Consider the following 12,726-nt stretch of genomic DNA (forward strand, 5'->3'; position numbering starts at 1 on the left):
CTGTATTTACTTCGTCAGAGGAACACTTTTGTCCACAATTTCAAATTTCAGATCATCCAGGTAGACTTCACCAGGACCGGCCTGCAGCACACCGAAAGCAAAGCCTGCACTGTTTTCCGGAGCATCCAATACAATCTCGTATTTTGTCCAGGCAGTAGTCCCTTTGATTGGCCTGTCCTGCATATTGTCGAAGCCCAGTGGCTTCTGGTCCGGTCCATCTATCCTGAACCACATACCGGCCCAGCTGCTTACGTCCTTAGATTTGATATAGCCGGAAAGCCGTACCCTTTTACCCAGATAAGTGGTAGGTTTGAAGCTCTGCATGATGGTTCCAAAACCCTCCACGGTTTTCTTGGATTTCAAATAGCCTACATTGCTGTTTCTCTCCGCATCCTTTACCAGGCCAATTTCATAGCTTTCAGGATTACTGCCCGCAAGGAACCATCCCTTGATGTCTTCCATCGGTTTAAAAGCGAAGACCGTAGCCAATGCCAGGACCGCAATACCAGCCACTGAGTAGCGTTTTAGTGTTTTCATGTGTTTGTCGTTTTAGCTGTTTAAAAAATTAATATTTGATCCTTTATACACCTAAGTAAAGCAAACGTTCAATAGAAACTGAAAAATATTTTCCACCTGCCGGAATCATCTAAAAGTTATAGCTGTAAGCAAAATCATATTGAGTACAGACTTTCAGGGCTTTTTATTACTTTCGCAACCTTAATTTAATGCTCAGTATGAAAAAATGTTTTCTGTTTTTAGCGCTCTCATTAGGCCTGGTTCTTCAAGGCTTTACTCAAGTAAAAATTGGCACCAAATTAGGAGCCACGTTCGCTAACCTTTACACCTCGGCTTCCGGCGAATCACTCGAAGGCTCGGGACAGCGCTTGTCCGCTTATGGCGGAATTACTGTCGACCTTCCGGTGACCAATAAACTGACCTTCCAACCCGGATTGTTACTGGTCGGAAAAGGCTCAAAAAGTGAAGAGCAACAATCTGTGAGCACTGGGAATAATAAGCTTACTGTAACTGCAAAAAGCAAAATAGCACCATTGTATCTGGAGCTGCCACTGAATTTTCTTTACAATTTTCAGCTGGGCAAAGCGAAGTTTGCCGCAGGTTTTGGTCCCTATTATGCGATCGGATTAGGTGGAAAGTATGAATATCTGATTACGGAAACCAGAGAGGGGCCAGGATATTCAGGGAGTACTGGTTCAGCAGGCAGGGGAAAGATTACCTACGGAAGCGAAGGCAATATCAACCGTCATGATGTCGGCATTAATGGAAGCTTGAGTTATCTATTTAACGAAAACCTTGGCATTCAGACAGGCTATGGACTGGGACTTACTCGCGTATATCCTGACCGGGAATTCAACGAAGATACCGATGCAAAAACCAGGAATGCGGTGTTTTCTCTGGGATTCATTTTTAAATATTAGCCATAAAAATATTAGCGAAATACTGCTATTTTTGCGACCGCTACTGCACTGGATACCGAGTTCGTTACTGCAAAACTTTGTGCTTTGCCATTCCGGTCCTCATCCGGAATGCAGGGAAAGATCTCCTGAACTGTTGGCAGCAACAATATATTGAACACAATAAATAAGCAATGATAGAAATAGCTGATGTTTTTTTAAAGAAGGTGATGATGCATAGGGTGAGCTATGTAGAGAGTCAGGCCCGGGCAGGTGAAGAAGTCTTCGACCTGAGTGACGAAACCCTATCGGACGTACTCAAAAACATGTTCCTGAAACCCTTTACCAATAACGTTTCCTCTCAGGAATTTCATCATACTATTGATCTCAATTTCAATGTGTTGTTCAGCTTATCCAAACAAATACGTGAGAACGGAAACTTCATAGAACTCTCCAAAAAAATCTTCGATCACCTGATGTCTGTGAGCGACAATGCCAACATCAAGGATGGTGATGTGTTCGTTGCGCGATTCGACGACATCAAACTGAATGATAACTTTTACGAAGGCCTGGGCATCTTTAAATTTGAAGACAAACAGTCTTTCGTAGAAACCGATCTTACTTCCAGCAGTCTGACCCATTCCCTGCGCAAAGGGATTGGTGCCAAGAAACCGGAAAAAGCAGTATTGATCCTTTTTACCGAAGAGCCTTATACCTTGCTGGTCTTAGACAACAGCACTGCTGAAACGGATTATTGGCAAAGCAAGTTTATCAACAACAGGCAGAAGGCAGATTTTGTGAACAATACCACTGACATTTTATTGATGGCCAAGAACTTTATTACTGAGCAAATCCCTCAGGAGTTCGACATTACCCGGGCCGATCAGATCGACTTGCTGAATAAATCTTTCCTCTATTTTAAAGAAAAAGAGAGTTTTGACATCGAAGAGTTCTCCCAACAGGTCATTGCCAATGATGAGGGGATTGCAGCCTTCAAAACTTATAAAAAGAATTTCGATGAAGGACTGGATACACCAATTCCGGATAGTTTCGATATTTCAGAAAAAGCGGTGAAGAAGCAAGCTAAGGCTTATAAGAGCGTGCTGAAACTGGATAAGAATTTCCATATTTACATTCATGGCGATAAGGAGCTGATAGAAAATGGCTTTGATGACGGCAAGCGCATGAATTACTATAAGGTTTATTACCATCAGGAAGAATAGCGCTACAATTGTGGAACAAAGGGAAGCAATTAAACCAACATCCTGATCATATCCACCGTTAACTTTCTTTTCTTGTTTAGAATTTCGCTTGCCCGGCTTTGCAACCCAATTACCTTGGCAAGATCATTTTGATTGTATCCCAATTGTTCCATTCTGAATTTGATGGCTTCTATTGGATCAGGGTATCCAATTTTGATATGTTGATTTTCATAATTTTCGATCAATATACCGAGAACTTCTAGTTCATCTCCTTCTACAGAACCGGCCAAGGCTTCAAAAATAACTTCAAGTCTGAGCAAGGCATTTTTATAGTCCTCTTCAGTTTTTATAGGTTTGATATCTCCTGGGTGTTTTTCCATTCCGCTTTCTCTACTTTTTTAAACATCCCATTATGGGAAAATCTATTTGTCTAATATATTTATTTTTGATACTAAACTAGTAATGACATAAACTTCCTTTTTTTGTAAGCAATGGCAAAGTAATTTTCCTTAACTTTTCGCAACCAAATATAAACTAACAGCCGTCCCATGAAAAATGCGCTCCAACTAATCCTCGCAACACTGCTATTTAGCTCTTGTGTCACCCTACAAAAACAACGTGCGAAAGACTGGGTTTCACTGTATAAAAGTCAGGCATTTATGTCTTGTCTAAAAGAAGAAAATCCTACTTTGTTGAATAACGACATCTCCAGGGCTATCAATTTTGACGTTATGGGTTCCAGTGCTGCAAATCAAGCAGACAGCCTGGGTCGGTCAGCTTATAAAACGATCCTTCCCTCATCAATCCTGGACCTCGACCATAAAAAGCCCGTTTGTAATTCCTGTCTCGACTTTTATTCCAGCAAGGAATTAGACGAGGCAGCGAAAAAAGCACATAAAGAATACCTGAGATACAATAGGAAAGTGGCGAAAATTTAGTTGAAAACACTAATAGTAAAGTAAAATTGATGCTATCAGAAAAGAATCGCCAGAAAGATACCACCTCCAATGCCTTATGAATATTGTACACCCGAACAGCACTATTTCATGGCGCAGGCAAACATTTCTACAGGAATTATGAATGGGGCGATTTAGCAAAAGTAGAATTGCGTGCTTATGACCACACAGCTAACAAACACAAAAACCACCTAAAAGCTACAAAGTCGAGAAACTAATCCTATCATCCGGATTAAGCTTAACAAATATCTTGGTCCTATGTCTTACAGTATAGATGCCGTTCACTGATCTGGGCCACCAAATCAATGATCGCTGATTAATAAATTCTATAACCCGGTCAGAAAAAGGAGAGGGCTTGCCCATATGCAACTTCAACTCCGTAAAAGAGCCGTTTTTTTCAACCACTCCTGTAAAGATCAGTGCAGAATCTGCAACTTTGAGTGGCTTCCATCGCTTGTATTCATCATTGAGTTTCTGTTGTAGCACCAGGGGATCTTTTTTTAGCTTTGGATGCAAAAAATACACGGTGTCACTACTAAGTATGGTATCGCCGGATTTCGCAACAGATATCATCCCGTTGTTTATACCTGGCCGACTGTACCCGTCTTTATTGCGGACATTGATAAAATAACTAAAATTGTGAATCAAACTGTCCCGTCTTATAGTAGTTTTTACCTCGGCATAGACACTGCTATCGGTCTGCTTTAAATTGGGAAAGTGCCATACGCTTAACTTGGGCTCTTGAGGTAGTCTGAGTCCCGGATAAAGTTTATTCACCGCATAACGGTCTCCTTCAAAATTCATATAAAAAGTTTCCTGATGCTCCGGCTTACTTTTATTCTTTTGCTTATAGACGTAAATCACCATCGGCTTTCCATCGCTGTATTCAACCGTCAAGTGATCCAAGTCAGGATGCAGATCAAACCCCCTACTGGAAGATGCATCTGCTATAGATACAGTGAAACCTGCCACATGGTTTTGTGCCTGGCTGTTTGCCAAAAACAAGGTAAACATCAGGAATAAGAGCGTCGCTTTCATATTTGATCGGTTATCCTGTATGAAGATAAGCAAACCAAAATCCCTAACCAAAAGAAGCCCTAAACTCCACAGGAGAAAGATTAGTCTTGGTCTTAAACAACTTACTAAAGGACTGCGGATGCTCAAAACCCAGTCCATAAGCAATCTCACTTACCGACAAATCCGTTGTAGACAGTCTTTCTTTGGCCTTCTCAATCAGCTTGTCATGAATGTGCTGCTGTGTACTTTGACCGGTCAATACCTTTAATAACCCGCTTAGATAGCTGGCCGATATATTTAAAGCATCTGCCACATACTGAACAGAAGGCAGGCCTTTCTGACTGAAAGCATCATCGGTAAAATAATCCGTCAGCAACTTATCCAGCCTGTCCAGCACCTGATGGTTGGCTATTTTACGGGTGATGAATTGACGCTGGTAAAACCTTTCCGAATAGTTCAGCAGTGTTTCCAATTGAGAGATGATGATGTTTTGGCTAAAGCGATCTATATTGGCCTGGTATTCCTGGCGGATATTTTGGATCAGGTTCAGCAGTACCATTTCCTCCTTTTCCGACAAAAATAAAGCCTCATTTACCGAATAATCGAAAAACTCATACCCCTTTATAGAGGTGGCAAGCGGTGTATTCCAAAGAAAGTCCGGATGAATCAGCAAGATCCATCCGGAAGGTTTCACCAAATCATTCAAAACAGGGTTGGTGCGCAGTACCTGACCCGGCGCAATGAAATACATCACCCCATCATCAAAATCATAACTTTGCTGCCCATAGTGCATCTTTTCACCCAGTCCGCGTTTTACCGAAATCGAATAATAGTCGGCCACGATTGTTGTTATACCGTTATCCTTTTTGGCGGCTACCAGTTCTGCATAATCTATCAGGCTAATGAGCGGATGCTCAGGCTTAGGCAGGTTTAGAATACCGTGCATTTCACTGATGGAATGGATTCTGTAAGGCTTCATACCGTAAAGATAAGCAATTCTTAGAGTGCCTGCCCGCCCGAGACTTCAATCCTTTGTGCATTGATCCAGTAAGCATCTTCTGAGCATAAGAATGCAACCACACCACCGATATCATCCGGCAATCCTGTTCTTCCCAGGGCAGTAATACCCGCAATCTGATCATTGATCTCTTTGTTGTCCCTTACGCGGCCACCACCGAAATCCGTTTCTATGGCACCTGGCGCTACAACGTTTGCCCTGATCTTTCTTCCACCCAATTCCTTGGCCTGGTAACGTGTCAGTGTTTCTATTGCCGCTTTCAATGAACCATATACAGAAGATCCTGGCATTGAGATGCGGGTCAGGCCAGAGGAGATGTTGACGATACCGCCACCATCATTTAAGAAAGGCAATAGCTTCTGGGTCAGGAAAAACACCCCTTTGTAGTGGATGTTAAATATGGCATCCATCTGCGATTCAGTAGTTTCTGTAATAAGGGAATACAATGCAGTACCAGCGTTATTGACCAGGAAATCTATATTCGAATTCCCATTTTCTGTTTGTAAGTGTTTGGTCAAGCCGTCTGCAAATGTGTCAAAACCGGTGATGTCGCTGGTATCCAGTTGAAAAGCTGTAGCATTTTGTCCTAATGAACGGATTTCTGCAATCACCTCATCCGCTGCTTCCTTGTTGGAATTGTAAGTGATCACCACATCAAGGCCTTTTTTGGCAATGGCCAATGCCATGTTTTTGCCTAAACCGCGACTTCCACCAGTGATCAGGGCTATTTTATTTTTTGTTTCCATGTTTTTATTTTAAAGATTAACGTTTTTGATGAAACAAAGTTCCATATCACTTGACAATCCGACGTAGCCGAATCTATCTACCCTGTAGTCTAAATCACTTTTCTTCAAAAAAAAGAACCAAGACACCTGATTAACGCGATCATTCCACCAGCTCATTTAGGCTAAGGACATGACAGCCTATTGTTGTAGCCTATTGAAAAAAAAATAGCGCTTTTTGCCAGCCCCGCTAAAACTTTCAATAAAAACACTGGTTATAGCGCTATGGAAATTTCAGCACAAGAACCGGCAGCACGCAAAGTGAAAAAATTATACGATTACCAGGAGAGTGACATTGCTACACTTTTCGATAAGCTGGAACAAAATCCATCAAGGTCGCGGCTCCTGTACCAGCTTCCCACGGGTGGGGGCAAGACCATGATTTTCTCAGAGATTGCCCGTAGGTTCATCAGTAAATACGGAAAGAAAGTCGTGGTGCTTACCCATAGGAAAGAACTTTGCAACCAAACTTCTACCGCGCTCAAAATGCGTGGGGTAAACAATCGGGTGATCAACAGCCTCGTCAGGAAAATTCCCAGAAAGGATACCAACCCTTGTTATGTCGCCATGGTGGAGACCCTGAAAAACCGGATTGCCGAGGGACTGATCAATCCTGAAGAAGTTGGGCTGGTCATCGTAGACGAGGCACACCACAATTCGTTTCACAAACTGCTGGGTAAATTCAAACAGGCAGCAGTGATCGGTGTCACTGCAACTCCTTTTAGTTCCGACATCAATTTGCCCATGAACCGCAACTATGATGAGTTGCTGCTCGGCGAGCAGATCTCCACCCTAATAGACAAGGGCTATCTGGCAAGGCCGAAGCTCTGGCAATATGATGTGGAACTCAACACCCTGGCCACTGGTCTTCATGGCGATTATACCGTCAGCACATCTGATGAACTTTATAGTTCCCCAAAGATGCTGGAGCTCCTGGTAGAAGCCTATGAAGCACATGCCAAAGGCAAAAAGACCCTGATTTTTAATAATGGCATCTTCACTTCCAGAAAAGTACTGGAGGTATTCAACAACCTGGGCTATCCCATCAGACACCTGGACAATAAAACTCCAGCGGCAGAACGTGCCGAGATTCTGAAATGGCTGAGAAAGACGAAAGGGGCTATCCTGACCTCCGTTTCCATCCTCACCACAGGCTTCGATGAACCTACGATACAGGCCGTTATCCTCAACCGGGCCACTACCTCGCTCACACTCTATCACCAGATGGTGGGCCGGGCTTCCAGAAGGCTGCCCCAAAAGAAGACTTTTGGCATCATTGATCTGGGCAACAATGCAGAGCGCTTCGGAACATGGAATGCCGAGATCGACTGGCAGCACGTCTTCAGGCATCCGGAAATTTATCATGAAAGCCTAAACAGAAAAACCAGTTACGAGGCCCATCAGATCCCTTCAGACCTCAGGGGCAAATTCCCCAACAGCAGGGAAATCTCTTTTGACATACAGGCCGCACATCAGGCTGCAATGGAACGTGGGGAGAAACCTAAGAATGTCATCCGCGATTCCATCCGTCAGCATGCCTTAATGTGTGCAGACAATAGTGATGCGATCGCAGAGGCATTGAACTTGAGTGCAGAACTGGAAAAGGAGATCGACTGGCGGATCAAACAGTACGCCAAATGCCTTGGCAACGTGACCAAAAACTATACACAATGGCTCAAAGAGGATTACCAGCAAAAACTCCGAAAGTTAATCCAAAAGATCATGACCAGGCGTCTGTTGTTGAAGGCTGCAGTTTAATGCCATACTCAGGCCGGCACTGCAAACCCCGTTATCAGTACGTATAGCTGATGTCTGGCAATACCTTCCGGTTTTTGAATTTCAGCTCCACCTTGTCTTTACCGTTTCGGAGCCAGTGGCTGTACATGCTCCTGATTTCCAGTCCAGACAGGCTTTCAATTTTCGCAATGAATTGAAGGTCTGTCAGGCCAAAATCCGCCTTTTGGATCAATCCTGACTGATAATACTGCTTTACGGTGCTGCTCATGAACTGACTGGCCTGCTGGCTGTCTTTGCCATTGAAATAACTGTCGTTCAGGTAAGCAAACTGGATTCGGAACCAATTGGCATGCCGACGGCTTTTTACGAAAATCCGGCCTTCTTCTACCACAAGGCCATCTACAAACCAATCAATGTCTTCCCGGCTGATCTTTTTCAGGTGGTACAGGTCCCTCAAAGTATAATCAATGCGGTCCGCACAGAGTGAAGGCATCGGGTAGTCCAGTAGTTTAAACTTTTCCAGGTCAAGAAAGCTTCGGTAATCAAAGCCATACCTGCTCAGTATCTCCACAATCTCCGGGTCAGATAGGTATGCTGCAAAGATCTGTTCATGGTAATCTTCATTTTCATAGCCCAGCACATAATCTACCAGGTGCGAAAATGCAGTGTGCGAAAGGTCGTGCAATAGTCCGGCAAGCTGCTCTTCAAGGCTGCCACCAAGCTTGTTGATCAGCAATGAAACGCCAATAGAATGTTCATAGCGGGTCAGCGAAATGCTGGGATCAGCGATGATGACTGCACCGCCCTGATGTATGCCTTTTAGCCGCTGAAAAAGTCGGCTCTGTATCAATTCCTGGAATACTGCTTGCAGCTCAAAGCTGCCATAAATCTGATCTTCAATCTGCATCTTCATATGGTTTTCAGGTAAGGGCCTGTACATTTTACAGCTACAAATCTAGGGAATTTTGAGCCGCGCATCAAATAAAATACTAATATTTTTAGCTAAGTTAATTTCCTTTTAAGCTTTTCCAATCTTGGCATACACCTTGATCCATTCCAATCAAAATTTATCACCTATGTTTTTAACGCCGCATACCTCATGACCGATCAACTAGCATCATTTTCCAAAACTTCCCTTCGAATTTTGATAGGAGCGACGTCCATTTTCTTCCTGCAGGGATGTTGGGAAAACCCAAAAACACAGCAAATGCCATCGGCCAATGCATTGCCTCCGGCAGTACCTTCCACGAAGAAGGAAGTACCGAAACCCGTCCAGCATGCCCTGATGGAATTTATTGGCTATGAAGATGATGGCGATTATTTCCAGTTCATCGCCCTTAAAGGCGACAGTGTGCTGCACTTTGTCAATTCCGAGGTAAAGGAACGTAACCTAAACCGCGGAGACCTGATCCAGGTGTCCTGGAAGGAGGGAACCATTGCGATGGCTGGAGACGACGAGGCGGAAGTTCCGGCCGATCTTCTCATTGCGGTGGACAAAATCCGGGACGGCTCCGTATCCTTATTCAGAAAATCTTATGCAAAGGATATACACTTTACTTTCTCTCCGGAGCAAAATTACAGCGATGGCTACAAAGACAAAATCTACCTGATTGTCGAGTACTATTTGTCTACTACCCAGAACAAACTGCTCAAACACCTCATCCGTGAGCGCGCGGAAATAAGCTATTCTATAGAAGAACAAAATCGTGGCGGCAGGGCTTACATTGTGATAGGAATATCCGGAGGGCAGAACCTCGCCAGTCCCGTTCAGTGGTTATACATCGACAATGAAAATTACCAGCTTTATGAGTACGACCTTCCAAACGACGAGTTAAAGGCTTACCGCTAAACGGCAAATTGCTGCACGACTTACTTACTTACTTACTTACTTACTTACTTACTTACTTACTTACTACGAATCATTACGCAAATGAAAAAAATACATAAGCTCAGTTTAATGCTCCTGTTTACTTTCGCCTCCTCAGCGGCTTTCGCACAATTGCCGGAAGAAATTCAATGGAAACACCTCAAAAAAGACTACACGGCTGATAGCAGTGACCTAATGCTCAGCCTGAATGGAAAAAGACTCAACGGCAAATACAAAATCCCCCTAGACGAGAAAAGCTTTGCACTGTATACCATCGACAATGGAATGATCACCGGAGAAGCTTTTTGGTACACCAACGGTGGCCATATGGAGTGCAAGCTGCACTATAAGCGTGGCGTACGGAACGGTTTAAAGGAAAATTACGACAATGATGGCAAAGTTTGGTTGCGCCAAAACTATAAAGATGGCAAGCTCAACGGCACAAGTGAGATGTACAGCAATGGCAAATTGACGAGTAAGTCCGAATACCTGGCAGGTAAAAAACACGGATTATCTACCAGCTATTCCGGCGATAAGGTCATCTCAGAAACCCATTACAAAAACGACCAGCGAAACGGACTTTCCCGGGTGTACAACAACGGACAGCTCGTCACAGAAAACAATTATCAGGATGATGTGCAGGATGGTTTGAGTACCAGCTATATGATGGGAAAGAAAACCATGGATGCCACTTACCGGAAGGGGAAACGTCACGGTCTTTCGCACATGTATAAGCCAGATGGTTCCGTACTCTTTGAAAGCTATTATCTGCTTGGCGATAAAGTAAACAAAGCTCAGTTTGAGAAATACGAAGCAGAACAAAAGGGGAGTTAAAGATCAGCTGCGCTACCAGTAGCGCGGTTATTCTTGGTTTGTTTGTAACTACAATCCTCTGATGATCCTCTTAAAAAGGTTAGAACTAGATTTTTTAATCACAACTTCGCCCATTAAACATTGGAAATCGGTCATTATAATCCTGAGTGGCTTCAGATTCTTTAAATTGAGTTTTTCCTCTTTAAATTCGTAGCCCAAATAAGCCACTCTAATTACTGCCTTGGAATCTGTTTCCAAACTTGAAAGATCGAGTTCAAATTTCCCGTCCTTATCGGTGTGCGTCTTGAGCTTTGTTTCTTTAATCATCACCATGGCGCCTACCAAGGGTTCTTTTCCATCAACAATGACTCCTTTCAGAATTTTGGTAGAGTCTGAATTGTCTTTGATTTCAGTAAACTCAGGTGCCATCGAATTGTATATTGGGCTTATGGTTAAAGGGACTTTGCTTTTTACTTGATGCTGTGCTGATTTCAAACTCAAGGGGAATGTAAGCAATGAAAACAGGAAAACTTTTAGACTTAAAAAAGTGGATGGGTTGATTTTGTCAAGATCGGTTAGGAGCGCAGGCATCTGATTTTCATGGAAGCGGCCACAAGTTTTTCCAGTTTGATGCAATTGGAACCATTGCTGGATTTCGAAGCCATTCATGCTTGTGAAATCCTTCACTTCCTGCTGGCAGGAACTGCAGTATTTACCGCCTGTCGTTGCAGACATGTCGGCCCAGGACTGTGTACAGGGTTTAGGGATGCTGATGTTGAGTGGTTCTTTCATGCTAGAAAACGTTAAGTATAAATATACTACTATTTTCCATTAAAGTTTGGGTGGCGGAGGGACAATCATCGGAGCCACCGTGTCCAGCTTGGTGGTTTTCCCTCCTGGGGTCTGATGTTTCAAACCATTGTAATGATAGGAGCGTTCAGACCCTTCACCACAGACACTAAAAAAAATGCTGCCTTCAAGCTGTTTGCCGCTAAGGCCCGCATTTTCCTGCTTTTTCAATGGCTTGATTTTCACATATTTCTTCAATGCCCGGTCGTCCTGGTATTCGTTATCGCGAAAGTACTCCTCATCATTATTGTTTCCTGAATTCTTGATGTACAGGTTTTTGTTTGCATCCAATTTATGATTTGCCAGGGACAGCTCTGGAAATACACGATAGTGCTGGTTCACGTAGGCGGTATTCGATTCAGCTGCCCTTCCAGCGTCATACTGTTTCTTCCAGTCCAGCATTTCTGACCAATTCTTCTCTTCTGCCGGGTTTAGTCGGTAGCCTTCCTCGCCTCCATAATTAGAGAGCTGGATGATTTTCTTACCATCGAGACTCAGCACTCTGCCCTGAAAATCCTCATACTCCCTTTTCGGCGCATTGTAGATCAGGATGAAATCATTATACCCTTCCTTATTGTCATAAGTCCAAAACTGCCCATTCCTCGCAGGCCTGAAGGAAGCGGGTGCCGCCGGTGTGGCTAATCCGATCTGCTTGGTTACACCAACTGTTTCATACACAAAAGGGCCGTCAAAACAATTGGCATCTTCATTAAATACCCGTTGCATCCCCTTGCCGGTCAAATCAATATATGTCGGGTCGCCACGTTCAAACCCTTTGAAATTGGCACGCATACCTTTAGCGATACTTTTGTTGTGATGCCCGTAAACCTCAAACAATTCCAGTTTATCAGGAAAAAAAAGCAAGCTTTCATTATTGATCTTGTAATCACCAAAGACAGCGGTAGCATATCCATAAAGGAGAAATCTCCCATCATCAAACAAACAAATTCCAGAATTACTGCCATAGCGGCCCGTGTATTTTTTGTAATCCATATTGGTAGCTGGTTTTTGGGCGGATGCCAGGATGGGCAGCATCAGCAAGATCATTAGCGTAAGCGTCTTCCAGTTCATCA

Annotated in this window: 15 protein-coding genes; 6 read left to right on the forward strand and 9 right to left on the reverse strand. The window is 43.5% G+C overall.

Annotation, left to right across the window (positions count from 1 at the left end; translation table 11 throughout):
• Positions 1–6: 6 nt before the first annotated feature.
• Entirely contained in the window at positions 7–537 is a 531-nt protein-coding gene (locus tag WAE59_RS23290; RefSeq protein ID WP_337858401.1) for a hypothetical protein, read from the reverse strand.
• A gap of 197 nt (positions 538–734) precedes the next feature.
• Here WAE59_RS23290 and WAE59_RS23295 point away from each other — a divergent pair, with 197 nt between their 5' ends.
• Positions 735–1,436, forward strand: coding sequence for a porin family protein (locus WAE59_RS23295; RefSeq protein WP_337858402.1), 702 nt, complete (start codon positions 735–737; stop codon positions 1,434–1,436).
• An 11-nt stretch (positions 1,437–1,447) separates the two neighbouring features.
• On the opposite strand, the gene WAE59_RS23300 is transcribed toward WAE59_RS23295, so the two are convergent.
• Positions 1,448–1,594 carry a hypothetical protein gene (locus WAE59_RS23300; RefSeq protein WP_337858403.1) on the reverse strand — a complete coding sequence of 49 codons (147 nt, stop codon included), beginning with the start codon at positions 1,592–1,594 and terminating at the stop codon, positions 1,448–1,450.
• A gap of 12 nt (positions 1,595–1,606) precedes the next feature.
• On the opposite strand from WAE59_RS23300, the gene WAE59_RS23305 reads away from it, so the two are divergent.
• A complete protein-coding gene (locus WAE59_RS23305) occupies positions 1,607–2,635 on the forward strand; it encodes a nucleoid-associated protein (protein ID WP_337858404.1) in 1,029 nt (342 codons plus the stop codon).
• A 29-nt stretch (positions 2,636–2,664) separates the two neighbouring features.
• Here the strand turns inward: WAE59_RS23305 and WAE59_RS23310 are convergent, their stop codons facing one another.
• Positions 2,665–2,994, reverse strand: coding sequence for a helix-turn-helix domain-containing protein (locus tag WAE59_RS23310; RefSeq protein WP_337858405.1), 330 nt, complete (start codon positions 2,992–2,994; stop codon positions 2,665–2,667).
• Positions 2,995–3,162: 168 nt separating this feature from the next.
• Between WAE59_RS23310 and WAE59_RS23315 the strand changes: the two genes are divergently transcribed.
• Positions 3,163–3,552 (forward strand): hypothetical protein, encoded by a 390-nt coding sequence (locus WAE59_RS23315; RefSeq protein ID WP_337858406.1) that lies wholly within the window; start codon positions 3,163–3,165, stop codon positions 3,550–3,552.
• A gap of 216 nt (positions 3,553–3,768) precedes the next feature.
• On the opposite strand, the gene WAE59_RS23320 is transcribed toward WAE59_RS23315, so the two are convergent.
• From WAE59_RS23320 to WAE59_RS23330, 3 genes are read right to left on the reverse strand one after another with little or no spacing between them, the layout of a single operon-like run.
• On the reverse strand, positions 3,769–4,608 hold the full coding sequence (locus WAE59_RS23320) for a hypothetical protein (protein WP_337858407.1): 840 nt from the start codon (positions 4,606–4,608) through the stop codon (positions 3,769–3,771).
• Between the two features lie 43 nt (positions 4,609–4,651).
• Positions 4,652–5,566, reverse strand: a complete 915-nt coding sequence (locus tag WAE59_RS23325) for a helix-turn-helix domain-containing protein (protein ID WP_337858408.1) — start codon at positions 5,564–5,566, stop codon at positions 4,652–4,654.
• Between the two features lie 20 nt (positions 5,567–5,586).
• Positions 5,587–6,351: an SDR family oxidoreductase gene (locus WAE59_RS23330; protein ID WP_337858409.1), complete on the reverse strand. Its 765-nt coding sequence runs from the start codon at positions 6,349–6,351 to the stop codon at positions 5,587–5,589.
• Positions 6,352–6,612: 261 nt separating this feature from the next.
• Here WAE59_RS23330 and WAE59_RS23335 point away from each other — a divergent pair, with 261 nt between their 5' ends.
• Entirely contained in the window at positions 6,613–8,145 is a 1,533-nt protein-coding gene (locus tag WAE59_RS23335) for a DEAD/DEAH box helicase (protein ID WP_337858410.1), read from the forward strand.
• 34 nt (positions 8,146–8,179) lie between these two features.
• Here WAE59_RS23335 and WAE59_RS23340 read toward each other — a convergent pair whose 3' ends face one another.
• The gene (locus WAE59_RS23340; RefSeq protein ID WP_337858411.1) at positions 8,180–9,037 is read right to left on the reverse strand and encodes an HD domain-containing protein; all 858 of its coding nucleotides are present in this window, start codon (positions 9,035–9,037) and stop codon (positions 8,180–8,182) included.
• A 186-nt stretch (positions 9,038–9,223) separates the two neighbouring features.
• On the opposite strand from WAE59_RS23340, the gene WAE59_RS23345 reads away from it, so the two are divergent.
• A complete protein-coding gene (locus WAE59_RS23345) occupies positions 9,224–9,973 on the forward strand; it encodes a hypothetical protein (protein WP_337858412.1) in 750 nt (249 codons plus the stop codon).
• A gap of 81 nt (positions 9,974–10,054) precedes the next feature.
• Entirely contained in the window at positions 10,055–10,825 is a 771-nt protein-coding gene (locus tag WAE59_RS23350) for a toxin-antitoxin system YwqK family antitoxin (protein WP_337858413.1), read from the forward strand.
• Positions 10,826–10,873: 48 nt separating this feature from the next.
• Here WAE59_RS23350 and WAE59_RS23355 read toward each other — a convergent pair whose 3' ends face one another.
• Together WAE59_RS23355 and WAE59_RS23360 are read right to left on the reverse strand one after the other, a co-directional pair.
• Complete coding sequence (locus tag WAE59_RS23355) at positions 10,874–11,596, reverse strand: carboxypeptidase-like regulatory domain-containing protein (RefSeq protein WP_337858414.1); 723 nt, start codon at positions 11,594–11,596, stop codon at positions 10,874–10,876.
• A 39-nt stretch (positions 11,597–11,635) separates the two neighbouring features.
• On the reverse strand, positions 11,636–12,724 hold the full coding sequence (locus tag WAE59_RS23360; protein WP_337858415.1) for a preprotein translocase subunit SecD: 1,089 nt from the start codon (positions 12,722–12,724) through the stop codon (positions 11,636–11,638).
• Between the last annotated feature and the right edge of the window lie 2 nt (positions 12,725–12,726).

The organism is Pedobacter sp. GR22-6, assembly GCF_037402555.1.
Classification (GTDB): Bacteria; Bacteroidota; Bacteroidia; order Sphingobacteriales; family Sphingobacteriaceae; genus Pedobacter.